We start from the raw sequence: 22,184 nt of genomic DNA, 5'->3' as shown, positions 1-22,184 counted from the left end.
TTAAGAATACAGAACTGTTAATGGGGAGGGGAATGTCTGTGTACCAGAAAGTGTTACTCGCAGCAGATGGGTCTGATCATGCCCGCCGTGCTTCCGGGCATGCGGTAAAGCTATTAAGAAATGTGCCGGACGGAAAGCTGGATGTCATTTATATTATTGATAAAGATCAATCCAAATCGGATGTGCTGCATTACGGAAACAAAGAAATTATTCAGATGAAGCGCCGGGAACAGCTTGAAGATCTCGAAAACGACCTGAAGGAAGCGGGTATTTCTTATGAGGTTCATATCGAGCACGGGGAGCCGGGGCCGACCATTGTCTCCTTTGCGAACAGCGGAACGTATGACTGCCTTGTGATCGGAAGCCGGGGGCTTAACCAGCTGCAGACGATGGTACTTGGCAGCGTCAGCCACAAAGTGGTGAAGCGTGTACAATGTCCGGTGCTTGTCGTAAAATAAAACCGCCTGCTGTGGCAAAAGCCACAGCAGACGGTTTTTTTATTGGATGTTTTTAGTGCGGCTCTGCTTTTCGTTTCGTGGAAGACAGCACATAGTCACATACGGCCTGAGCAACTCCATGATCATCATTATGACTGGTTTCTTCATCCGCAAGCAGCTTTACATCCTGTTCGGAGTTTTCCATCGCGATGGCAGTATCGGCGTAACGGAACATGGATACGTCGTTAAAGTTGTCACCGATCGCAAATGTGACCGCATCCTCCCAGCCTGCCTGTATACGCAGGTGATGGAGACCGGCCCCTTTTTCAGTGTTTGGGTGCATAAATTCCAGGTTGTCCCGGCCTGAAGACGTAATGGAAACGTCCTGGCGGATTTTCCACGCACTCCGGACGGCAGCAAGCTTATCCTCGAGCGGGGAGAGCATCAAAAATTTATAAACGTGTACATCTTCGGCCTCAATGTCTTCGAGTGTGCGGAGCTGGTGCATATGGAAGCGTCCGGTATTGTACTCTTCTTTACGTTTAAACGCTGCCATGCGGTCTTCATAGTCGTCCTCTTCTTTTACGAGCTCATGAGCGTCCTCCATAAAATACTGCCAGCCCTTCGGCATATAAAACATGCCCTTATTTGTGTAAGCGTGAAAATAGACGCCAAAGTCTTCAAGCGACTGCACGACGCGGAGTGCTGTTTCCTTTTCCATGACGTTTTCGTATACGACAGAGCGGCCCTGGTTTACGATGGCCCCGTTCAGCGAAACGATGCCATCAGCTTTAACTCCGGCGTTTTCGAGCAGATGTTCAACGTCTTCAATCCCCCTGCCGGTTGCAATGACAAGCTTATGTCCTTCAGCCCGTAACCGGTTTAACGCCCTGGCGTTCTGTTCAGATATATATTTTTTTGAATGGAGAAGAGTGCCGTCCATATCAATTGCTACTACGTTCATTCCCGTCACCTCTTATGTAACGCCCGTGGCGTCCGAATTATACATTCAGAATAACACGAAATGACAAATGGAAGTTAATAATAGTTGACGAAATAGCCGGAAGAAGCTATACTCCATAATTGGAAGAAAAACTGACAAACAAAAATGACTCGTATAATCGGACGAACTGGGTTCGATGTTTCTACCGGGAGCCGATTTTCCCGACTACGTGTCTCTGCGTGATCCTTCACGCGGGGGCACTTTTTTATGGTTAAAAATCATATACGGGAAGATAAAGGAGAATGAATCATGCTAAAAAAATTGTTTCAGCTGGAGGACCATCAGACGACGGTAAAAAAAGAATGGACGGCAGGCTTAACGTCCTTCTTTACCATTGCTTATATATTAATCGTTAATCCGGCTATTTTGTCTGATACAGGAATGCCGTACGAATTTGCCCTTCTGGCGACAGCACTCGTCACAGCCCTTGGTTGTCTGCTCATCGGGCTGTGGGGTAATGCCCCGATCATTTTGACCCCGGGCATGGGCGTAAACGCCTTTTTCGCGTATACGCTTGTGATTGGAATGGGCTGGACATGGCAGCAGGGACTTGCGATTGTCCTTCTTTCAGGCGTGCTGTTTTTAATAACGGCGTTGACGCCGCTTGCAGGAAAGCTGGCACAAGCGGTGCCGCTGTCGCTCAAGCAGGGCATTACAGTCGGTATCGGGGTATTTTTAACCTTTATCGGCCTGCAAAAAGGCGGACTCGTGCAGGGGGACGAGGAAACCTTTGTAGCCCTCGGCAACCTGGCAGAACCGTCTGCGATGCTGACGCTTTTTGGCCTGGTGATTATGCTGATGCTTGTCGTCCGTAAAGTGAAGGGGGCGTTTCTGATCGGCATTGCTGTCATCTCGCTTGCCGCGGGACTGTTTGGAATCAGCGGCGGCAGCGCTGGCGAAGCGGCGGCAGCCACCGGCGACTACGCCTCAGTATTTACTGCAGCTGACTTTTCCGCTTGGTCGTCTATTCCATTTTGGACAGCGGTCTTTTCTTTGACTATGATTATCGTGTTTGAAAGTATGGGGCTCTTACACGGACTGCTGGAGCGAAAAGAAAAGTTTGGCCGTTCCTATCAGGCAGCAGCCGTCACGGCTTTTGGCAGTGGTTTTCTCGGCACATCACCGACAATTCCGGCTGCAGAAAGCGCTGCAGGAGTGGCAGAAGGAGGGAAAACAGGGCTCACGGCGGTCGTAACCGGACTGCTGTTTTTGGTGGCGCTCCTGTTCACACCGCTCTTAGGATTTATTCCTGAAAGTGCAATTGCTCCTGTGCTGATTATTGTTGGAGGGATGATGGCACAGGAAATCCGCCATATTTCCTTTGATGATGCCTCCGAATGGTTCCCGGCCTATTTGGTTATCGGGATCATTCCGCTCACGTATTCCATTGCCGACGGCATAGCCTTTGGCTTTATAGCCTATCCGCTTCTGAAGATGGCACTCGGAAGCCCCCGGGCCGTTTCGCCGGTAATGTACGCTATTTCGTTTCTCTTTTTTCTTCACTATGTATTTACCTACATGGTGTAACCCCGCCTTCCGGGCGGGATTTTTTTATTGGCAGAAGCGGTAAAAACGCTTACGATAGATAAAGAAGATGCATACACCATAGAATTACATACATTTTTTAAAGGAAAAGAGATCCAATATGGGGGTGCGTTGCGTAAGCTGAGTACATATCTCTTTCCCCACGCATTTTGAAAAAAGGAGAAGGCCTATGTCGAAGTTATCGGATAACGATTTATATGAGCGCATACGAGAGCGTGACAGAGAAGCGCTCGAACTTCTGTATGATCGTTACGAACGGCTTCTTTATTCATTTGCCTACAGGATGACTAAAGACCAGCAAATAGCCGAAGAGATCATGCAGGATGTTTTTATGAAAATATGGCAGGGGAAGGGAAGTGCCGTCTATAAGAAAGATAAAGGGTCGCTTTCGTCCTGGCTGCTTACAATTACACGCAACGCCTCGATTGATGCCCTCCGCCGGAGAAAACCGGAAGTGGAATGGGATCCGAGAGATTCGAAAGAGGAAACGACAGGGGTGGAAGAGCAGGTGGAGCTGAAAGAAAGCAACGAAGAGCTCGAACAGGCAATCGCGCTTCTTTCAGAGGAACAACAAAAAATTGTTCGCCTGTTTTATTTTCAGGGGCTGTCCCAGCGTAAGATTGCAGAGTCCTGCGATATACCGCTAGGTACTGTAAAGGGTCGCATCAGGCTCGCCCTAAAGAAATTAAAAGAACACCTCTCCAGGGAACGGAGGGTTGATTATGGCGAGTAATAAACAAGACTGGTTGTTTGATTATATAAATGGTCTTTTGACCCCGGAAGAAGAGCGGGAGTTTGAAGCCTGGCTCGAAACGGATGAAGAAACGAGGCAGGAGTTTGAAGAAATGCAGGCGATTATGGGAGAATTGCCCCAGCACATCGAACCGCAGGACCCGCCGGCCGGGATGAAAAACCGGGTTATGGAGCATGTGGTGGGAAAAGAGCCGGAAGAAAAAATCACCACGGCAAAACCAAAAAGAAAATGGAGCGCAGTGGCAGGGGCACTGGCCGCTGTATTGCTTGCTTCCATCGGCACCAACATTTACCTCGGCGCGCAGTGGCAGCAGGCAGCAGAAGAGCGCGAAGAACTCGCCGGAGACCTTGGAGAAATGCAAACAGCTCTTTCCGAGCTTGAAGATTCTTCGCAGGAAACGGGCGAAGTGATTGCTTCCCAGGAGTTTGCCGCTACAGAAAACTCCCAGGGAAGCGGAACGGTTACGCTTCTTAATACAGAGCAGCAGGGGGAAATGGCTGTACACGTAGAAGGACTCGAAAATCTTAATAATAGTGAAGTCTATCAGGTATGGATGGTTGGTGACGGTAACCAGATGGTGCCAGCCGGATCATTTACAACCAATGAAGACGGAAGCGGTTCGCTTGTCTTTCCATCGGATGCAGTGAATGAAGACTGGAATGCCGTAGCGATTACGAGAGAACCTGAGCCGGACAACGAAGCACCTGAGGGTGAAGTAGTGCTCGAAGCTCCGTTTTCCTAAAGATACGAAAAGACCGGAAAAAATTTCCGGTCTTTTTTGTATAAGAAATTGCTTTCCTGCCGGGGTTTTGAAAGTATCTATTAAATAGAAATTCACAAAACATTCACAAAATATGATCCAGCTGTATATTTGTTTCGTTAGCTGACTGAAACCAAATATAAGGGGGATTCATTCATGTACATCAACTGGAAACGCACCGCCATAGCCCTGCCGTTATCTGCCGCCGTTATCATCCCGGCAGCACCGGGAGTCGCTTCAGCCGACAGTCACGACAGCCACGACGATATGGAAATGTCAGAAGAAATGATGGCTTCTGTAGCCACGCCGGCCGGAGATCTGCGGGCCCAGCTGGATCACTATCTTTCAGAGCACGCATATCTGGCGGTAACGACGATGCAGAAAGGGGCGGACGGAGCAGATGATTTTGAAGAATCCGCCGCTGCATTAGAAGCAAATACAAAGGATCTTTCAAGTACTATCACGTCCGTTTACGGGGAAGAAGCAGGTACACAGTTTGAAGAAATGTGGAGCGAACACATCGGCTACTTTGTTGATTACGTGGAAGCAACAGGAGCGGAGGACGAGGAAGCAAAGCAGGAAGCGCTCGACAACCTCGGAAACTATCAGACAGAGTTCTCTGAATTCCTGGCAGGGGCTACCGAAGGTGAACTGGAGGCAGAAGGACTTTCTGAAGGTCTTGGCATGCACGTGGATCAGCTGATCGGAGCTTTTGACAGCTATACAATGGGAGAGTATGACAGCGCCTATGAAGATACACGCGAAGCTTACGGCCATATGTTCGGCGTGAGTGAAGGTCTTTCCGGCGCCATTGTGGCTCAGTATCCGGAGAATTTTGAAGAAAGCTCTTCTGACGAAGCAATGCCGGAAGAAATGCCTCAGACCGGTCTTGGCGGCTCTGAGCAGAATATGAGCCCGTGGGGGATTGCTGCCGGCAGTATGGCGCTCATTCTGGCAGGCATCGCTGTAACGAAACGTCGTCGCGAAGAAGCGTAGCATTTATTTTGAAAAAGGCTGTCCTGCAGAGGGCAGTCTTTTTGTGTGCGGGCACCAAACATGGTATGTATGAGATACTGATAAAAGGGAAAAGGAAAAGCATGGAATAAGCGCAAGTGAAGGGAGAAATTGAAGCAGATGAATTGGAAAATAATCGCAGCAGCAGGGACGATGATTATCGCTGCAGGATGCTCCGGAGATTCGGAGGAAGGCGGGACGTCCTGGGAGGAAGAAGAATGGGAGGATATTGAGGAAGAAGCCGCTGGAACGACCGTGGAATTACACATGTGGGGCGGAGACCAGGGGACCAACGAATACATAGACGAATGGGTGGCCCCGCGTCTGGAGGAGCAGTATGACATTACGCTGAACCGGAATCCAATTGAAACCGAAGATGCGCTGCAAAATCTTTATTCTGAAAAAGAAGCGGGAACGGAAGAAGGGACGATGGATATCGTCTGGCTGAACGGGGAGAATTTCCGTAACGCAAAGGAGAACGAGCTTTTATACGGCTCCTTCGCAGACGCTCTCCCGAACGTTGAAAATCATATTGATATGGAGGCTGATACAAACGCGTATGATTTCGGTACGCCGGTTGAAGGGATGGAAGTGCCGTGGGGATCGGTACAGTTTACCTTTATGTATGATACTGAAAAGGTTGAGACGCCCCCGGACAGTATTGAAGAGCTGGCCGCATGGGTGGAGGAAAACCCGGGAGAGTTTACGTATCCGGAAGCGACCGATTTTACCGGGAACGCGTTTTTGCGTCATTTTATCTATAACAATGTCGAAGCCGAACAGGTTATTGAACAGGGCTATGATGAAGAGTGGATCGATGAGCAAAGCGGCAGTATGTGGGAGACTCTGCGGGAAATGGAGCCGGATTTATGGAGAAGCGGAGAGACGTATCCGTCGTCGCTCAGCCAGCTTGACCGGCTGTACCGGGACGGCGAAGTGTCTATGACCATGGGCTACAATGAAGCGAGAGCAGAAAGCCTGATCCAGGACGGCACGTTTCCGGAAACAACGGATACATTCGTATTTGACAACAATTCGATAGGGAACACCCATTATCTGTCCATTCCTTTTAACAGCACAAATGTACCGGGAGCGATGGCTGCGATCAATTACCTGGTCTCTCCGGAAGCCCAGCTGCAGAAGCAGGCGCCGTCAATGTGGGGGGACAGCACTGTGCTTGATCTGGATACGCTCTCAGAGGAGACGCGCCAGAGGTTTATTGAACAGGACCGCGGGGATTCCGTGCTGGATACAGAAGTGCTGAATGATGCCTATCAGCCGGAAATGGATGCGGGCTATGTAGAGTGGACCGAGGACCGGTGGGAAAATGAAATTGTTCAAAGGTAAAAGCATGATAGCTATGCTTTTACCGGCCCTTCTTGTTACGGCAGGGCTTTCATTTTATGCGGTCGCAGTATTGTGGACGCGGCTGGGCACAGAAGGACGTCCATTAGTTATCCTTAATGAGATAGCGTCGCTGCCTGCTTTTCGGGAAAGCCTCAGCTTCAGTTTCGGAGTTACAGCCGTTTCCACCGTGCTTTCTTTAGGGATCGGAGTGATCGCATCTAAATTATTGTTCGGTAAAAAGCGGAGTGCCGGTGCCGGTTCGCTGTTCTGGGTCCCAATGGCCGTGCCCCATTTTGTGGGGGCTTATCTTGTCATCTGGTTTTTTTCGCAAAGCGGGTGGGCGGCCTCTCTCACGCAGCAGATAGGCTGGATCGACAATAGAACAGAGTTCCCTATCCTGACCAATGATACTGCCGGCATCGGTATTATTTTATCCTACGTATGGAAAGAGGTGCCCTTCGTGGTGCTGATGACAGCACCGGTCTACCTTGAGATGAACAATTCGGTAAGACATGCAGTGGCAACGCTTGGCGGCGGGTGGTTCCGTCAATTTAAAGACGCGGAATGGCCTTACTTAAAAGCAGTAACCCTGGAAACAGGAGTAATCCTGTTTGCGTTTGTATTCGGTGCCTTTGAAGTGCCGGGGCTGGTGGGGGCGACCCACCCGGAAATGATTGGTGTTACCATTTTTGAATGGTACAGCGGCGGAAACTGGGAGGAGCGTCCTTATGCCTACGCGGTATCGGCCTGGATCGGCGTAGTATTCATTACTCTCAGCGCACTGCTGATGTGGTATACCCGCCGGCTGCGCATACGGATATGGAGGGGGGAGTAGCATGAAAAGAAAAGCAGCGGCAGCCGCTTTTGCGCTTTGCTTTGCAGTCCCTTTGCTTGCGCTCGTGGTGCAGAGCTTCGCTTCGGAATGGCCTTTTGGGGAGATCTGGCCGCTGGCATGGACGCTCGACGGCTGGGGAGTGCCATTTGGCGACCCGCTGCTTGCAGAGGCCTGGGGACGGACAATTCTTATTGCTCTCTGTGTGGCGGCTCTGAACCTCGTGATTGGCATTCCCGCAGCCAAAGCGCTTGTGGTCAGGGAATTCAGGGGGAAAGAATTGATAGATGCCATGCTGTTAGTTCCCGTGCTTCTTCCAATTACCGCCCTTGCTGTCGGGCTGCACATTTTTGCTCTGCAAAGCGGCACCGCAAATACATGGTACGGGGTCGCTTTTTTTCATCTGCTTCCGACACTTCCGTACACGATTCGTATCATTCGTGCCGGCTACGAGCGGATAGGAAGAAATCAGTATGAACAATCGCGAAGCCTCGGTGGCGGGGCAGCCGCCAGGTTTCTGCTGATTGAGCTTCCCCAGATGACTGCTTCTGTGCGTACAGCTGTCTTTTTTTCCGTGGTAATTTCTGTCAGTCAGTTTGCCCTGACTGTTATTATAGGAGGAGGGACGGTTACGACGATGGCGGTATTGTATTATCCGTATACAAACAGTGCGGCGCCTTCAGCCGTCAGTGCCTTTTCATTAATGACAGCCGCGCTTCCAGCGGCGGCTGCGCTTGCTGCTGATGGAGTGCTCAGAGTCAGTACGAAAATTTTAAAATCATGGTAGGGGTAGGGAAATATGTCATACGTGTCAGTTCAGAACGGAAGCAAGGTCTATCAGGAAAACCAGGTGCTCGGGAATATAAACCTCGAGCTGAAAGAGGGGGAAAACCGAAGCCTGGTCGGAAAATCCGGCACGGGAAAATCGACGCTTTTACGCTGTATTGCGGGTATTGATACGTTTTCAGGCGGTACTGTGATGATTGACGGGATAAGTGTAAATGAAATGCCGGCAGAAAAGCGTCCTGTCGTTTTAATGTTTCAGCAGCCGCTGCTGTTTCCGCATTTAACGATTCTGCAAAACGTTACGTACGGTTTAAAGATGAAACGAATACCTAAAAAAGAACGCAGGAAAGCCGGCAGGCAACTGCTCGGAAAAATGAAGATAGAAAAGCTTGAAGCACTGTATCCGTATCAATGCTCCGGAGGCCAGCAGCAGCGTGCAGCCCTTGCACGGGCGATAGCTGCAACACCGAAAGTACTGCTGCTTGATGAGCCGTTCTCGAGTCTGGACAGTTCTTTACGTAAAACAATGCGCCGGTGGGTGAAGGGTATACTTGAGCAGGAAAGCATCACCTCAATATTTGTTACGCATGACCGCGAGGAGGCGTTCGACATGGGAGAGAGAGTCAGTGTGATGGCCGGCGGAGAAGTTATAGAAACAGGTAACAGAGAAAAACTGATGCGGACGCCGGAGCGGCAAGAGACTGCTTCTCTGCTCGCAGATGGGTGGTGGTTTCCGGAGAAAGGCTTTGTCCCGGCCGAAGCTTTGCGGGTCACAAAGGAGGCAGGAAAGGGTCATTTCGAAGCTGAAGCAGGACCTGTGAAAAAACAGTACGGCCTGTGGATTCAGACATTTTATGAAGTCGGGGGAGCTCAGTCCGTTACCCTGGCTGTAAATGAACCATTTCAAGGAAAAACATTTATAACCCGGGCTTAAAAAGGGGGCAGCGTATGAGTATCAAAAGCATTATAAAATATATGGTTTTTTTGACAGCTGTCGTGACAATTGCCTGGCTGAACGCCGAAGTATTCCGGTTCTCGCCACAGGCGGTAAGGGATGAAATTTTAATACTCGGAGCGTGGGCCCCTGTTATTTACATAGCAGCCTGTATGCTCCGGCCGCTTATTTTATTTCCAGCTTCGATCATGTCGCTTGCTGGCGGGCTTGCTTTTGGTCCGGCTGCAGGCGTGATATACATCTTAATTGGCGGTACCAGCGGGGCTCTGCTCGCATACGGAGTCGGGAGGCTGCTCGGAAAAGAATTGTTTCAGCCAAAAATTAAAGGGCGGATGGAAGCTTGGCGGAGGAAGCTCGAAGCTCAGGGCTTTCGGGCAACGCTTTTGATGAGGCTTCTGCCCATATTGAATTTTGACCTTGTTAGCTATGTATGTGGGCTGTCCCGGGTGCGCCTGTCCTCCTATACAGCAGCGACCATTATTGGGCTGCTGCCGGGGGCAGTCGGCTACAGCTTTCTCGGGTCGGGTCTGTTAACCGGGGAATGGAGATATATATTGAGCGCTGTCAGCGTTTTTGCCGCTCTTTTGATCGTGGTTGTCATTTTACGGAAAAAAGGGTATGAAAATAATATAAACAATGTAAATGGGGAACTGAAATGATTGATACACACGCCCGGAAATGGGCGGACCCGGTCATAGACAAAACAGCCGACTGGTTTCTGCACCGGCGTTGGACCGCCAACCAGGTAACGGTTCTGGCATTTGGAATCGGCGTGCTTACAGGGCCGCTCATTTATTTTGACGCTGCATGGGCAGCCTTTATCTGTCTATGGATATCAGGGTTTTTAGACACCGTAGACGGGGCGATGGCGAGAAAAACAAGTCCTTCTGCGTTTGGGACGGTGCTTGATATTACGTTTGATCGTCTTGTGGAAGCGAGCGTGCTGCTCGGACTTGCCTTCCGGTATCCGGATGTCATGTGGCTGCTTCTTCTGTTAAGTGTCTCCATATTATTTTCGATTACCGTGTTTTTAACAGTGGGAAATATGTCGGAACGAAGCGGAGTCAAATCGTTTTACTATCAGGCGGGGCTCGCTGAGCGAACCGAAGGATTTATTTTATTTTCCCTAATGATGCTTTTTCCAGCTTTTTTACTGTATTCCACTGCTTTATTTTTATTTGTCGAAACATTTACCGGCCTGCAGAGGCTGCTGGAAGCAAAACGATTATTAAAGGAGCAGGATGAGAATGCCGCAGATTGATTACGATTTGATAGTACTTGGGGGCGGCTCCGGCGGACTGACCGTCGCGTCAGGCGCAGCGCAGTTTGGCATGAAGACCGCTTTGGTCGATGACCGGGAAAATCTTGGAGGCGAATGCCTGCATGCCGGCTGCATACCTTCGAAAGCATTTGTGACTGTCGGACGGGAAATCCAGAACGCACGAAAGGCAGCGGAAGAATTCGGTCTGCAGCTGGATGGAGATGCCGATTTTGAACAGGTGAAAAATAGAGTGCGGGAAGCTGTAGCTGATGTGCAGGAGCTTGATGACGTAAGCGAGTTCGAAGCGCTCGGTATTGATGTATACATGCGGCGCGGGGAATTTATGGATTCCCATCATTTATATCTTGAAGATGGAAGTGTCATTGGAGGAAAAAGAATCGTCATTGCCACCGGCTCGAGTCCGAATGTGCCTCCAATTGAAAATCTGGAGCTTCTGCCTTACTACACGAATGAAACAATTTTTGAGGCTGAGAAGCTGCCGAAAAAGCTGGTGTGTGTCGGAAGCGGTCCAGTAGGCATGGAGCTTGCCCAAACGCTTGCACGAATCGGCTCTTCTGTGACGGCGGTAGATTCGGGCGATCGTATTTTCTCAAAAGAAGAAAAGGAAATCGCTGCACGGGCGCAGAAAGAATTAGAGAAAGAAATCCATTTTATTCCCAACAGCCGGGTGGTAAGACTCGAAGAAGAAAATGGACGCGTTTATGCTGTCACAGAAGGAGCAACCGAACAGAAAATTGAAGCGGATGCGCTTTTGCTTGCGGCAGGACGTGTGCCGAACACAAATAACATAGGATTAGAAAAAGCAGGTGTAAGGGTAAAGAAAGATAGGAGCATCGACGTCTCAAATACAATGCAGACGTCTGTGCCGCATATCTACGCCGTTGGTGACGCAAGCGGCGGATACATGTTTACGCATGCGGCCGGTATGGAGGGGCAGACTGTGGTCTCCAACGCTATTTTCGGGCTGCGCCGGAAAATTAATTATAATGCGCTCCCCTGGGCGTATTATACTGAGCCGGAAATTTTTCATCTGGGCGTCACTGAGGAAGAGGCTAAACAGCTTGAAGGCGTAGATGCCCGTATTTACCGCATCGAAGGAAAACAGGTGGACCGTTTTCTGGCTGAAGGCGACCCGGTTCCTTTAGTGAAAATTATTACTGACCAAAAAGGAAACATTATCGGAGCTCATGCCGTCGGACGCCATGCGGCTGACTGGATGCAGCAGGTCACTGCAGCAAAAACGTGGAAGAAGAAGCTGCGGTCATTTTCAAGTGTCGTGTATCCGTATCCGGCTCACGGGGACATCGTGAAAAAAGCAGCAGATGAATACTGGCGGGAGGCTTTGTTTAACAGCCCCGTCAACAAGGTACTTAAAAAGTATGTAGCATGGTTTCGGTAATTGAAGAGACAAGGAGGAAATATAGTGACTAAACGAGTAATATTCGTCGGAGCAGGCCACACAAATCTTTCCGTAATAAAAGAATGGAAGAAAAAGAAAAAAAACGTAGAGTGGATTCTTATTTCCCCGGGACAGTACCAGTATTATTCAGGTATGTATTCAGGCTATATGGAAGGGCGCTACGCCATCGAAGATATCCGTGTTCCGCTCCGGTCGTTCTGTAACGAAAACGGCGGCACGTTTGTTTCGGCCAAGGTTACTTCCATTGATCCGGAGCAGAATATTGTTCTCACCAATGCAGGTAAAGTTATGCATTTTGACTATTTATCCGTAGATATTGGCGCCCAGCCGAAAGGCCTTGAAATTCCCCATGTGCAAAAGCATGCGGAGGTCTTAAAAGCCAACGAAAATTTCTCTGAAGCGGTGGAAAGTGTCCGGACAAGTCATCATCCGGTTGTTGTCGGCGGTGGGTATGCTGGAATCGAGATGGCATTTACCGCGCAGGCATGGAGAAGTAAAAACAAGTTTCTGGCTCCGGTGAAAATTATTTCCGGGAGTAAACTGCTTCCGGAAGACACAGACGAAACGCGTCAGAAGGTGTACGATCTTCTTGATAAAAGAGGGATTGAATATTTTGAAAATGAACAGGTACACCGGGTAACAGACCGGACAGTGGAAACTGATTCGCTCTCCTTTCCGTACGAAGATCTACTGTGGATGACCGGACCGAAAGCACCGGCCTGGTTTGAAGCCTCCCGACTGCCGGTCGACAGCGAAGGCTATCTGCTCGTAAACGAACACCTGCAGTCAGTAGCGTATCCGCAAATATTCGGAGTGGGCGACTGCGTAACGATCGCGGGACACGAAGACATTCCGAAAAACGGAATATCAGCTGTCAAAGAAGCTCCTGTGCTTCTTGAAAACATTAAGCGTTCCCTGAAAGGCAAAAAGCTGACTAAGTATTCGCCGCAAAAAAACTATATGGCGATCCTGAATCTTGGACGCAAGCAGGGGCTGATGATTTACGGTGACAAAACCCGTGCAGGCAAAGCACCGTTTAAAATCAAGCACCGGATCGACAAAAAATTCATCAAAGAACTGCAACCATCAAGAAAAGCGTAAGAAGCCGAGCGTTGAACCCGGATTAAGAAAAGCATACATGCCCCCTGAAGGCATGAAATAAAAACCCTTTGTATAACGTAAAAAACGGACTGCCTTTTCAACAGGCGGTCCGTTTTTGCTATCCTTTTAAGTCGTCTGGCTGGAAACGAAATAAGAGTTCTCATGGAAGGAAATATCAGGATATTTGTCTTTGGCCATGTTTAACTGGAACTCATTTTCAAAGAGGGCAACTAACCGGTCATTCCGGTCGAGAGCCAAATTCTTTTGTTTTTTGGTGAATGTGTTCATCGCCTCTGCTGGTCCGTCGACCCACCTGGCGACTGACAATGGAAGATTTTCCATTTTAATATGGGCGTTATATTCATTATTCAGCCGGTGCTCGAGCACTTCAAACTGAAGCACGCCGACAACGCCGACGATCTGCTGCTCCGGCACCCGCTGATACGTTTTAAACAGCTGGATGGCACCTTCCTCTGTTAACTGCTGCAGTCCTTTTTCAAATGATTTGTGCTTCATCGCATCTTTAACAGAAATGGCAGCGAAGTGTTCAGGAGAAAAGTGTGGCATTTCTTCAAAAGAAAATGTGCCTGATTCTGCAAGCGTGTCGCCGATTCGGAAGGTGCCCGGATCGTACAGGCCGATAATATCGCCGGCGTATGCCTCCTGGACAATACTGCGGTCCTTGGCAAGAAACTGCGTTGGCTGGTGAAGCTTCATGTTTTTGCCGATACGGACGTGATTGACCTGCATACCGGGAGAATATTTGCCTGAAGTAATTCTCATAAAGGCGATCCGGTCCCGGTGTTTTGGATTCATGTTCGCCTGAATCTTGAAAATAAATCCGGAGAAATTGTCACTGAGTGGGGAAACGAAGCCCTGATCGCTTTCCCTTCCGACAGGAGCCGGCGCCCATTCCATGAAATAATCCAGGAAATTCTGCACCCCGAAGTTCGAAACGGCGCTCCCGAAAAAGACCGGAGTGAGCTCGCCGCTTTTAATACGCTCTTCATCATATGCATCCCCGGCTACATCGAGAAGTTCAATTTCCTCCTGAAAGGCAGCGAGGAGCTGCGGATCAATACGTTCCTTGAGCTTAGGGTCGTCGGTGCCGTTTACGTAAACGACTTCCGTCTGGGACGGGGAGTCCGGGTTAAACCATTCTACTTTTTTGGCATGGCGGTCGTAGATGCCGTGAAAGTCCTGGCCCATACCAATCGGCCAGTTGACCGGGTATGAACGGATACCTAAAATGTCTTCCATTTCCTCCATGAGCTCGAACGGGTCCCGTCCCTGGCGGTCCAGCTTGTTAATAAATGTGAAGATGGGAATGCCTCTCATGCTGCAGACTTTAAACAGCTTTTTAGTCTGTGCCTCGACCCCTTTGGCCGCATCAATAAGCATCGTTGCCGAATCGGCTGCGGTCAGCGTACGGTACGTATCTTCACTGAAGTCTTCGTGGCCGGGGGTGTCGAGAATATTAATGCGGTGGCCCTGATAATTAAATTCCATGACAGAGCTTGTGACAGAGATCCCGCGCTGCTTTTCAATCTCCATCCAGTCACTCGTGGCATGACGCTGGTTTTTCTTTCCTTTAACGCTTCCGGCTTCGCGGATAGCGCCCCCAAAGTACAGAAGCTTTTCCGTTAAGGTCGTTTTCCCGGCGTCCGGGTGCGAAATAATGGCAAACGTCTTTCGGGATTCGATTTCGTTTTTCCATGTAGCCATTCGTTATATCCATCCTTCGTTTAAATTTGCTGATAAACTGCCCGCGTTCGTAAGCACTCTTCCTATCTTAATAGATAATCTTCGTTTTCAGCAACAACAAGGAGGGTAGAGTACCATAGTAATTATTTTGATAAGAAAAGTTTTAGATTTAATTAATGTAAAATATAGGACAATAGCCGCGAAAATTTGTAAAATTCCTTTGAATTGTTTATTTTCAAGAAATTAATGGTAAAATTTTAATATAACGTTATCATTTATAAGAGGTGAATGACATGAGATTTAAAAGAACAGCCATCGTCGGTGCTCTGTCAGCAACACTTATTTTCCCATTGACCGCTCTAGGGCAGGATACATACACCGTAGAGTCAGGAGATACATTATACACGATTGCTGAAGATCACGGCGTAAGTGTGGATGCGCTTATGGAAGAAAACGGCAGCATTGAAAATCCTGATGTGATTAATGTAGGCCAGAGTATTGTTATTCCGGGAAGCGAAAGCAGCTCTTCTTCAGAAAGCAGTTCAGCTGAAACATCAGACGCCGTTTCCTCCCAGAGTGAGTCTGAATTTGAACAGGAAGTGGTCCGCCTGACGAACGAAGTACGGGCTGAAAATGGACTTGAGCCGGTGGAAGCGGACAGCTCCCTGCAAAGCGTAGCAGATGCGAAGTCCCAGGACATGATTGAAAATGACTATTTTGCCCATGAGAGCCCGACATATGGCAGTCCTTTTGAAATGATGCAGGAGTTTGGCGTGAGCTATGACGGCGCCGGTGAAAATATTGCAGCCGGACAGGATACGCCGCAGGACGTTGTAGATGCATGGATGGACTCCCCAGGGCACCGTGATAACATCTTAAACCCGGACTTCACGCATATCGCCATTGGCTATGAAGAAGGCGGCGAATACGGACAGTACTGGACGCAGATGTTTTTGGAAAAATAAAGAATAAGGGAAAAGCGGCTGCTTGAGGGCAGGCGCTTTTTTTGTGTTTAAATCATAAAAAAAGCAGGCTTTTCCTGCATGGAAAGTACCTGCTTGTTATTAAATCCAGGCTTCAGCCCAGTCCTGGATGGCATTAATGACCGGTTCGAGATCTCTGCCCTTACTCGTCAGCTGGTATTGGACGCGCACGGGCCTTTCCGGAAATACGCTGCGTTCGACAATCCCTTTTTCTTCAAGCTCTTTTAGCCGTTCTGTAATCAGCCGGTCGCTCATATCCGGAATCTCTCTTTTTATATCTTTGAAGCGGAGTGGTCCCTGAAGAAGCACAAGGATTAACAGGCCCGTCCATTTTTTGCCGAGCAGCTCTGCTGCAAATTCATATCTTGGGCAGATGGAAGTCTTCTGCATAATAGTTCACCTCTTTATGAACATAGTACCACAAAATCATTGTTTCGTAGAGGAGGGGCTGGGGTATAGCTTGAAGGGTGAGTTGACAGTACAAATATTTTCATGTACTTTCGAAAAGTAAGTAACTTTATAAATATAAGTAATAGGAGTGTTTTTCAATGAGTAAAGTATTGGTACCGTTTTACAGTTCTTATGGACATATACACGAAATGGCAAAGGCAGTAGCGAAAGGCGCGGAAGAAACAGGTGCAGAAGTACGGGTCGTAAGAATTCCCGAATCGCAGATGGCTAAGGAAGGTATGTCTACGCAGGAAGCGTATGTAGAAGCGCAAAACAAACAGGCGGATATTCCTGAAGCTACAACAGACGATCTTGTATGGGCTGACGGCGTCGTTTGGGGTATCCCAACACGCTTTGGCAATATGCCGGCTCAGGTGAAGCAGTTTATGGATGCTGCTGGTGGCCTGTGGGCAAACGGCTCACTTGAAGGCAAGGTAGCAGGAATCTTTACGAGCACAAACACAGCTCACGGCGGTCAGGAAACAACAATTATCACGTCGGTTGTACCGCTTCTTCATTTTGGATTCATCTTCGTTGGTCTTCCTTATGGAGAGAATCCGGAAATGACTGAACGTGACTTTGTCGGCGGAACGCCATACGGTGCTTCTACGCTTGCTGGTCCGGACGGCACCCGGATGCCAAGCGAAGGCGAATTGACAATGGGCGGCCGTTTAGGCGCCCGCGTGGCAAAAGTGGCAGAGAAGCTGAGCAACTAATGGAAAGCAAAAAAGCGTCCGTGTGTGCGGGCGCTTTTTTTTATATATGCCTGGCGTTAGTTACTGCCATAAAGCTCCGAAGGATCCGTCGCTTCGATAGGCTTGTCGATTTCCCGGTGTCCGTAAAAGTCTGTGACAACTTCGCCGTCAATAAGAATCTGAGTCTGACCGTAGCCAAACTGGTCCATTAACACTGCCAGCTGTTCTACAAATGCGAGCTCAAGAGTGCTTCCCACTGTAGTGGCTTCAAGGACAGAAGGTTCAAAGGAAACAAAGGCAGTGTTGTCTTTAAATTCGACAAACTGTACCTCGGTGTCCACTGGAAGCGGGCTTACGGCATCTTCTGTTTCAGGGCCATCCAGCCATGCCTGCACAGCTTCAAACGGCAGGTCATTTTCAGACGCTGCTTCGAGGCTGCGGGTTTCAGAAATTGTATCCATCAAATCGCTGTCGAGGTAGTAAACAGTCACTTCTTCTGTTACAGCTTCTTCTTCGGAAGCTGAGGTGCTGTCAGCTTCTGTATCTGTAGTTTCAGCAGTCTCGGGAGACTCTTCGGGAACTGCTTCTTCTTCGCTGCTGGCTGTTTCTTCAGAAGCACCTTCTTCTACCGCCTCATCCTCCGATAAAGTATCTTCCGATGAAGCATCTTCGCTGGCAGTGTCTGCGGAGTCCGGGCTCTCCTCTTCATTCTCTGCAGCAGTTTCTTCTTTAGAGGAGCTGTCTTCAGCGGAAGCGTCGGTTTGTGCCGCCTCATCAGCTTCGGAAGCCGTATCTTTATCTTCCTGCTCCTCATTCTTTGCACTGTCATTATCTTCCTTCTCTTCTCCGTTGGCTTCAACAGAGGCTGTTTCATTTGCTTTTTCACTGTTTTCTGTGTTTTCGCTATTTTCGGTGCCGCAGGCGCTGAGAGTAATAAGTGCTGTGGCAGCAACTGCTAAAAATGAGAATCTTTTCATGGAATCCCCCCCCAGGTCAAATATTAAATTTAGTTTACAAATAATACAATGTTGTTACATAATTATACCATGTTTCAAAATAAAGAAAGGTTCAAATCCTCCAAATGAACATAAACAGGACTTTACTAATGTTAAGTCAGAGTGTGAAAGCGGTGGGGGGTTTTTCGGAAAAGGCTGCGGAAATGCTATAATAGTGCGAAGTATTTTGCTAATATCTTATGAGGCATCAGCAAAAGAATTAAACTTTGAATATACATAAACAGAAAATGGATGGAAACGTAATTTCTTTTTCCGCTTTCTATTAATAAATTTACTGGTGTAACTAATAAAGACAGGGAACGTCTACATTAAGGAAGTGTTCATCATGCATGATGAGTTTGAAAGGCTATATGAACAATATCATCACTCCCTTTTCCAATATTTATTTTATATGGTCCGAGATCGTGAAACAGCCGAGGAGCTGGTCCAGGAAGTTTACATTAAAGTGCTGCATTCCTTTGAAACATTTGAAGGAAAAAGCAGTGAAAAAACCTGGCTCTATTCTATTGCCAGACATGTCGGAATAGACTGGATCCGCAAGCAGAATAGAAAGAAGCGGAAATGGCTGGGAGTGCTGGGCCCTTTATCAAAAGAGGAAATGCGGGACCCGGCGCCTCTTCCAGACGAGATTCTCACTGCGAAAGACGATGTGCGTGAAATTTATGAATGCATGAAAGCTTGCTCTCCGGACCAGCGACAGGTGCTTTTGCTTCGTTATGTGGAATCGCTCTCGATCAAAGAAGCAGCCGAAGTGCTCGGGTGGTCGGAGAGTAAGGTAAAAACGACACAGCACCGGGCCGTAAAGAAAATACAGGAATTAATGGAAAGCAGGGAAAATTTAGAAGAAAGGAGGGCGGGAGATTGAAGAAGCATAATCGTTCCAGGGAACGGATTGAGCATTCATTAAAGCAAATGCCCCGGGTGCAGGATAAACGATCCAAAAATGAAATCTATCATAATATTCAGGAGCGGCTGGACTCAAAGAAAAGACACCGTACGCACCGGCGCTGGCCGGTTCCTGTTTTTACCTCGGCGGCAGTTCTCCTACTTGCGATACTTATCGTTCCGGGAATATGGTGGACTTCGAATCAGACGGCTTCCCCTTCTCAGGAAGAGAACGCTGAAGATGAGAATGAGGCCGGAGATTCAGAGTCAGCCGAACAGCAGGAAACGGAAAATACAGCTGAAAACGAGACAGACAACGCAGCACCTGAAGAGTCTGAACCGGCAGATAGCGGCACTGAAGAAGAAGGACCGCCGACAATTCAGGAAGATACGGAAGAGAGCGGAGAAATTCCGGATGGATATGTAGCTGCGCTTACTAAAGAAGAGGGAAGTGGCGGTGTGAATGCTGTGACGATCCCTTTTGAAAGTGTAGAGGGCTCGGTTATTGTCCCTTTAACATTTGTGGCAGAAACGGGCCTGAAGGATCTTTTGAATTTTATTACTGAAGAAGTAGACGGAAATGAATTTGGGCTCGGCCCTGCTATGACTGAAAAGGTATCCTGGGAAAATACAGAGAATGGCAGTATCGAAGCAGCAGTATCCTCCGAAATCACGGATGTGGAAGCCGGCCGGGTCGAGCGCGGCATTGAAGAACTTGCCCGTTATTTAGGAAAAGAAGGTATAGAAGTATCAAATACAGCTGATGAAAGCAGCGGAAATGAAGAAGAAACAGATGTTCAGGATATTGAAGAGAATCGCGGCTATTATTTATATGATGTAGATGACGCCTCTTATTTAGTGACTGGTGAAGGAGCGGGGATTTCTACTACGAATGAAAACGGGACTCTGCTTTCTTTAGAGGAAACGCTGGTGAAAATGAACGAAGGACCTGAAACTGCTGAAGTGAGAGCCCCGATCCCCGGGTCTCTTACTGTAGGGGATGTAGAAGGTGAAGGTGAGTCAGTAACTATCAGCCTGGCTGGCTCTCTCGAAGACACATCTGTGGAGGTTCAGCAGGCGATGATTGATGCGGTGGGGCTGGCAGCAGCTGATTTTGGATATGAGTCAATACAGTTTATTTCTGAGAACAGTGACTCACTTGGAGAAGTGCCGCTCAATCAAAGATGGGAAGTTCCTGCAGCTCCCAATACGATTGAGTGGCGAGCGGGCTGATTGAAAATTTATTAGAGGGTGTAGGAAATTACCAATTATTTCATGTATAATGACAATGTACATTTTAAATACATTGGAGGCCGCTTAACTCATGGAATATGATGCTAATATTAAAAATAGACTCCGCCGTGTCGAAGGGCAGGTGCGGGGTGTTCTTCGAATGATGGAAGAAGGACAGGACTGCCGGGATACTGTAGGGCAGATGTCAGCTGCACGTTCTGCGATGGACCGTGCGATCGGTGTAATTGTCAGTGAAAACCTGGAACAATGCATGCGTGAACAGATGGAGCGTGGGGAAGATACCAGTGAATCTGTCCAGGAAGCTGTCAATCTGCTCGTAAAAAGCAGATAAACGAAAAAGAGGCCACTTCTGCGGGAAGGGCCTCTTTTCTATCCATGGTAGCGGTTATTATATAGAGATGGATGCGTGTTTTTGCCGCGTCACTATTCGGCTTCTTCCGCTTTTCGCTGTCCAGCTACGCCCCGCAGTCGCTTATTCCGTTGGCTGCCCTGGCTTCCTTGGCTCGGGCCAAGTCCAGCCAGGGAACAGGCCAGCCGGATAAGGCTCCTATGCCGCGGGGCTCCGCTTTTCTTTTTGTCCAGCTCCAGAAGCCAGTGGCGGCAGGTCTCTTCAGCTCTTCTTCCCAAGTGAAAGAGCCACTTGGCAAAAGAGCTTCCAGATCCCGCGCCACTAAACAGCTTCTTGCGCTTTTCTTATTACATTAGCGCGGCGATGACGAGCTGGATCACCCGGAGAAGCACGGCGCCGACAATGACGTAGGCGGCAATTAGGGCGATTCGTCTTCCTACTTTCTGGGCAGTCACCGCACGTACTTTCCGGCGCGGCCTGCGAATGTCGGAAGAAGGCCCGAATCCCTGGGAGAAATAAAAGGGGACGGCGTTTTTTAAAAACATAGGAATCAGCCCGAACCCGGCAACGAATCCAAATAAGTGTGCCCATATGTTTACGCTGGAATTCAAAAGGGTGAACACCATGCCTATCACAAGAAGAACGACAACTATCTGGGCACTTGAAGGGTCAATAAGGTGCCGGCGGTTCATCATAATAAATACATAAGCGCCAAAAAGGCCGTAAATGGCGCCAGAAGCACCCAAATGTGACAAATAGAGCGAACCGAAAAATAGTGTGGCGATATTTCCAATAACTCCGGCTGTCAAATAGAAAACCAAAAATTTGAGCCGGCCGAGCATGAATTCAAGCGGCGGTCCGAACAGCAGCAGCGCAAAGGAGTTAAAAAGCACGTGCCCAAAAGACGTATGTAAAAACACTGGAGTAAGAAGGCGCCAGTAGTCTCCGCTCTGAATAGCGAAGTTGTTGCCAACCATCAAATAATAAATAACTTCCCCGAACGGAATCAGGCCGTTCGTTAATTCCGAAAGATTTACCCAGAAAAACAATAGCAGGTGGACCGCTAATATAATTGAAATTACGGGGTATCGTCTTATAAATGTAGAAAAAGTTTCGTGGCGGATAAACAAGTGGGTTAGTCCCCTTTCTGGTGACGGGTATACTAAAGTGTATAAGTATGTACGGTCAGTGTAGCATGAATAAATAGAGGAATACACGAAAAGCGCTGCGGGAAGGGAGAAAGTAATGATTAAAGGAATAGGCATTGATATCATTGAATTAGAGCGGATTGAACGTTCTTTGGAGCAGAAAAAATTTTTGCCGCGAATTTTAAATGAAGATGAATTACGGGCCTGCGGGCATTTTTCCGGCAAACGGCTGATAGAATTCACAGCAGGAAGGTTTGCTGCCAAGGAAGCGTTTGTAAAGGCAGCAGGCACCGGCATCTCTTCGCAGACGGGCTTTCACGATATTACAGTGAGTAATGGAGAGCGGGGGGAGCCGTTGCTCCGCTGCACGGGCTACGAGGCTTATACTATCCATGTTTCCATCAGTCACTCGCGGGACAGTGCGGTGGCTCAGGTTATTATAGAAGAAAGGGGCGGCGAATAGG

The 22,184-nt window shown here is 48.6% G+C and carries 25 protein-coding genes and 1 riboswitch; of the genes, 19 read left to right on the top strand and 6 right to left on the bottom strand.

The features are described 5' to 3' along the window. Positions 1 to 38: 38 nt before the first annotated feature. Positions 39 to 458: a universal stress protein gene (locus ACTTK7_RS08140; protein WP_462867297.1), complete on the top strand. Its 420-nt coding sequence runs from the start codon at positions 39 to 41 to the stop codon at positions 456 to 458. Positions 459 to 510: 52 nt separating this feature from the next. On the opposite strand, the gene ACTTK7_RS08135 is transcribed toward ACTTK7_RS08140, so the two are convergent. Beyond that, positions 511 to 1,401, bottom strand: a complete 891-nt coding sequence (locus ACTTK7_RS08135) for an HAD family hydrolase (RefSeq protein ID WP_462867295.1) — start codon at positions 1,399 to 1,401, stop codon at positions 511 to 513. Between the two features lie 129 nt (positions 1,402 to 1,530). Then, a riboswitch (purine riboswitch) is annotated at positions 1,531 to 1,628 on the top strand. A gap of 61 nt (positions 1,629 to 1,689) precedes the next feature. On the opposite strand from ACTTK7_RS08135, the gene ACTTK7_RS08130 reads away from it, so the two are divergent. The 12 genes from ACTTK7_RS08130 (at position 1,690) to ACTTK7_RS08075 (ending at position 13,236) form a co-directional block, all read left to right on the top strand. Next, entirely contained in the window at positions 1,690 to 2,967 is a 1,278-nt protein-coding gene (locus ACTTK7_RS08130; RefSeq protein WP_462867293.1) for an NCS2 family permease, read from the top strand. A 187-nt stretch (positions 2,968 to 3,154) separates the two neighbouring features. After that, entirely contained in the window at positions 3,155 to 3,718 is a 564-nt protein-coding gene (locus tag ACTTK7_RS08125; RefSeq protein ID WP_462867291.1) for an RNA polymerase sigma factor, read from the top strand. Further along, positions 3,708 to 4,481 (top strand): anti-sigma factor, encoded by a 774-nt coding sequence (locus ACTTK7_RS08120; protein WP_462867289.1) that lies wholly within the window; start codon positions 3,708 to 3,710, stop codon positions 4,479 to 4,481. Before ACTTK7_RS08125 ends, ACTTK7_RS08120 begins: the two co-directional genes overlap by 11 nt. A gap of 174 nt (positions 4,482 to 4,655) precedes the next feature. Then, complete coding sequence (locus ACTTK7_RS08115) at positions 4,656 to 5,495, top strand: LPXTG cell wall anchor domain-containing protein (protein WP_462867287.1); 840 nt, start codon at positions 4,656 to 4,658, stop codon at positions 5,493 to 5,495. 138 nt (positions 5,496 to 5,633) lie between these two features. Then, positions 5,634 to 6,860, top strand: a complete 1,227-nt coding sequence (locus ACTTK7_RS08110) for an ABC transporter substrate-binding protein (protein ID WP_462867284.1) — start codon at positions 5,634 to 5,636, stop codon at positions 6,858 to 6,860. Next, complete coding sequence (locus tag ACTTK7_RS08105; RefSeq protein ID WP_462867282.1) at positions 6,841 to 7,695, top strand: ABC transporter permease subunit; 855 nt, start codon at positions 6,841 to 6,843, stop codon at positions 7,693 to 7,695. Before ACTTK7_RS08110 ends, ACTTK7_RS08105 begins: the two co-directional genes overlap by 20 nt. 1 nt (position 7,696) lies before the next feature. Then, a complete protein-coding gene (locus ACTTK7_RS08100) occupies positions 7,697 to 8,479 on the top strand; it encodes an ABC transporter permease (protein ID WP_462867280.1) in 783 nt (260 codons plus the stop codon). Between the two features lie 12 nt (positions 8,480 to 8,491). Next, a complete protein-coding gene (locus ACTTK7_RS08095; protein WP_462867279.1) occupies positions 8,492 to 9,412 on the top strand; it encodes an ABC transporter ATP-binding protein in 921 nt (306 codons plus the stop codon). A gap of 14 nt (positions 9,413 to 9,426) precedes the next feature. Continuing rightward, positions 9,427 to 10,092, top strand: a complete 666-nt coding sequence (locus ACTTK7_RS08090) for a TVP38/TMEM64 family protein (protein WP_462867277.1) — start codon at positions 9,427 to 9,429, stop codon at positions 10,090 to 10,092. Beyond that, complete coding sequence (locus ACTTK7_RS08085; RefSeq protein ID WP_462867275.1) at positions 10,089 to 10,694, top strand: CDP-alcohol phosphatidyltransferase family protein; 606 nt, start codon at positions 10,089 to 10,091, stop codon at positions 10,692 to 10,694. The genes ACTTK7_RS08090 and ACTTK7_RS08085 overlap by 4 nt, the downstream gene beginning before the upstream one ends. Then, positions 10,681 to 12,114 carry a dihydrolipoyl dehydrogenase family protein gene (locus ACTTK7_RS08080; protein ID WP_462867273.1) on the top strand — a complete coding sequence of 478 codons (1,434 nt, stop codon included), beginning with the start codon at positions 10,681 to 10,683 and terminating at the stop codon, positions 12,112 to 12,114. The genes ACTTK7_RS08085 and ACTTK7_RS08080 overlap by 14 nt, the downstream gene beginning before the upstream one ends. A gap of 24 nt (positions 12,115 to 12,138) precedes the next feature. Beyond that, entirely contained in the window at positions 12,139 to 13,236 is a 1,098-nt protein-coding gene (locus ACTTK7_RS08075; protein WP_462867271.1) for an NAD(P)/FAD-dependent oxidoreductase, read from the top strand. A 126-nt stretch (positions 13,237 to 13,362) separates the two neighbouring features. Here the strand turns inward: ACTTK7_RS08075 and ACTTK7_RS08070 are convergent, their stop codons facing one another. Then, positions 13,363 to 14,961 (bottom strand): peptide chain release factor 3, encoded by a 1,599-nt coding sequence (locus tag ACTTK7_RS08070; RefSeq protein WP_462867269.1) that lies wholly within the window; start codon positions 14,959 to 14,961, stop codon positions 13,363 to 13,365. A 272-nt stretch (positions 14,962 to 15,233) separates the two neighbouring features. Between ACTTK7_RS08070 and ACTTK7_RS08065 the strand changes: the two genes are divergently transcribed. Beyond that, positions 15,234 to 15,905 carry a CAP domain-containing protein gene (locus ACTTK7_RS08065; RefSeq protein ID WP_462867267.1) on the top strand — a complete coding sequence of 224 codons (672 nt, stop codon included), beginning with the start codon at positions 15,234 to 15,236 and terminating at the stop codon, positions 15,903 to 15,905. Between the two features lie 99 nt (positions 15,906 to 16,004). Here the strand turns inward: ACTTK7_RS08065 and ACTTK7_RS08060 are convergent, their stop codons facing one another. After that, entirely contained in the window at positions 16,005 to 16,313 is a 309-nt protein-coding gene (locus tag ACTTK7_RS08060) for a winged helix-turn-helix transcriptional regulator (RefSeq protein WP_462867265.1), read from the bottom strand. A 158-nt stretch (positions 16,314 to 16,471) separates the two neighbouring features. Between ACTTK7_RS08060 and wrbA the strand changes: the two genes are divergently transcribed. Further along, a complete protein-coding gene (gene wrbA / locus ACTTK7_RS08055; RefSeq protein ID WP_462867263.1) occupies positions 16,472 to 17,089 on the top strand; it encodes an NAD(P)H:quinone oxidoreductase in 618 nt (205 codons plus the stop codon). Positions 17,090 to 17,145: 56 nt separating this feature from the next. On the opposite strand, the gene ACTTK7_RS08050 is transcribed toward wrbA, so the two are convergent. Beyond that, on the bottom strand, positions 17,146 to 18,045 hold the full coding sequence (locus ACTTK7_RS08050) for a GerMN domain-containing protein (protein WP_462867261.1): 900 nt from the start codon (positions 18,043 to 18,045) through the stop codon (positions 17,146 to 17,148). Positions 18,046 to 18,409: 364 nt separating this feature from the next. Between ACTTK7_RS08050 and ACTTK7_RS08045 the strand changes: the two genes are divergently transcribed. From ACTTK7_RS08045 to ACTTK7_RS08035, 3 genes are all read left to right on the top strand, one after another. Further along, on the top strand, positions 18,410 to 18,949 hold the full coding sequence (locus tag ACTTK7_RS08045; protein WP_462867259.1) for an RNA polymerase sigma factor SigX: 540 nt from the start codon (positions 18,410 to 18,412) through the stop codon (positions 18,947 to 18,949). Beyond that, positions 18,946 to 20,202, top strand: a complete 1,257-nt coding sequence (locus ACTTK7_RS08040) for a hypothetical protein (RefSeq protein ID WP_462867257.1) — start codon at positions 18,946 to 18,948, stop codon at positions 20,200 to 20,202. The genes ACTTK7_RS08045 and ACTTK7_RS08040 overlap by 4 nt, the downstream gene beginning before the upstream one ends. A gap of 91 nt (positions 20,203 to 20,293) precedes the next feature. Beyond that, positions 20,294 to 20,554 carry a metal-sensitive transcriptional regulator gene (locus ACTTK7_RS08035; protein WP_462867255.1) on the top strand — a complete coding sequence of 87 codons (261 nt, stop codon included), beginning with the start codon at positions 20,294 to 20,296 and terminating at the stop codon, positions 20,552 to 20,554. A gap of 92 nt (positions 20,555 to 20,646) precedes the next feature. On the opposite strand, the gene ACTTK7_RS08030 is transcribed toward ACTTK7_RS08035, so the two are convergent. Further along, positions 20,647 to 20,850, bottom strand: coding sequence for a hypothetical protein (locus ACTTK7_RS08030; protein ID WP_462867253.1), 204 nt, complete (start codon positions 20,848 to 20,850; stop codon positions 20,647 to 20,649). Between the two features lie 69 nt (positions 20,851 to 20,919). Then, on the bottom strand, positions 20,920 to 21,621 hold the full coding sequence (locus ACTTK7_RS08025) for a rhomboid family intramembrane serine protease (protein WP_462867251.1): 702 nt from the start codon (positions 21,619 to 21,621) through the stop codon (positions 20,920 to 20,922). Between the two features lie 196 nt (positions 21,622 to 21,817). On the opposite strand from ACTTK7_RS08025, the gene acpS reads away from it, so the two are divergent. Then, positions 21,818 to 22,183, top strand: coding sequence for a holo-ACP synthase (gene acpS, locus ACTTK7_RS08020; RefSeq protein ID WP_462867249.1), 366 nt, complete (start codon positions 21,818 to 21,820; stop codon positions 22,181 to 22,183). The last annotated feature ends 1 nt before the right edge of the window (position 22,184 follow it).

The organism is Marinococcus tarijensis (assembly GCF_054971385.1).
The sequence above is the reverse complement of the archived record's forward strand: the minus strand, read 5'-3'. Positions and strand labels throughout refer to the sequence as shown.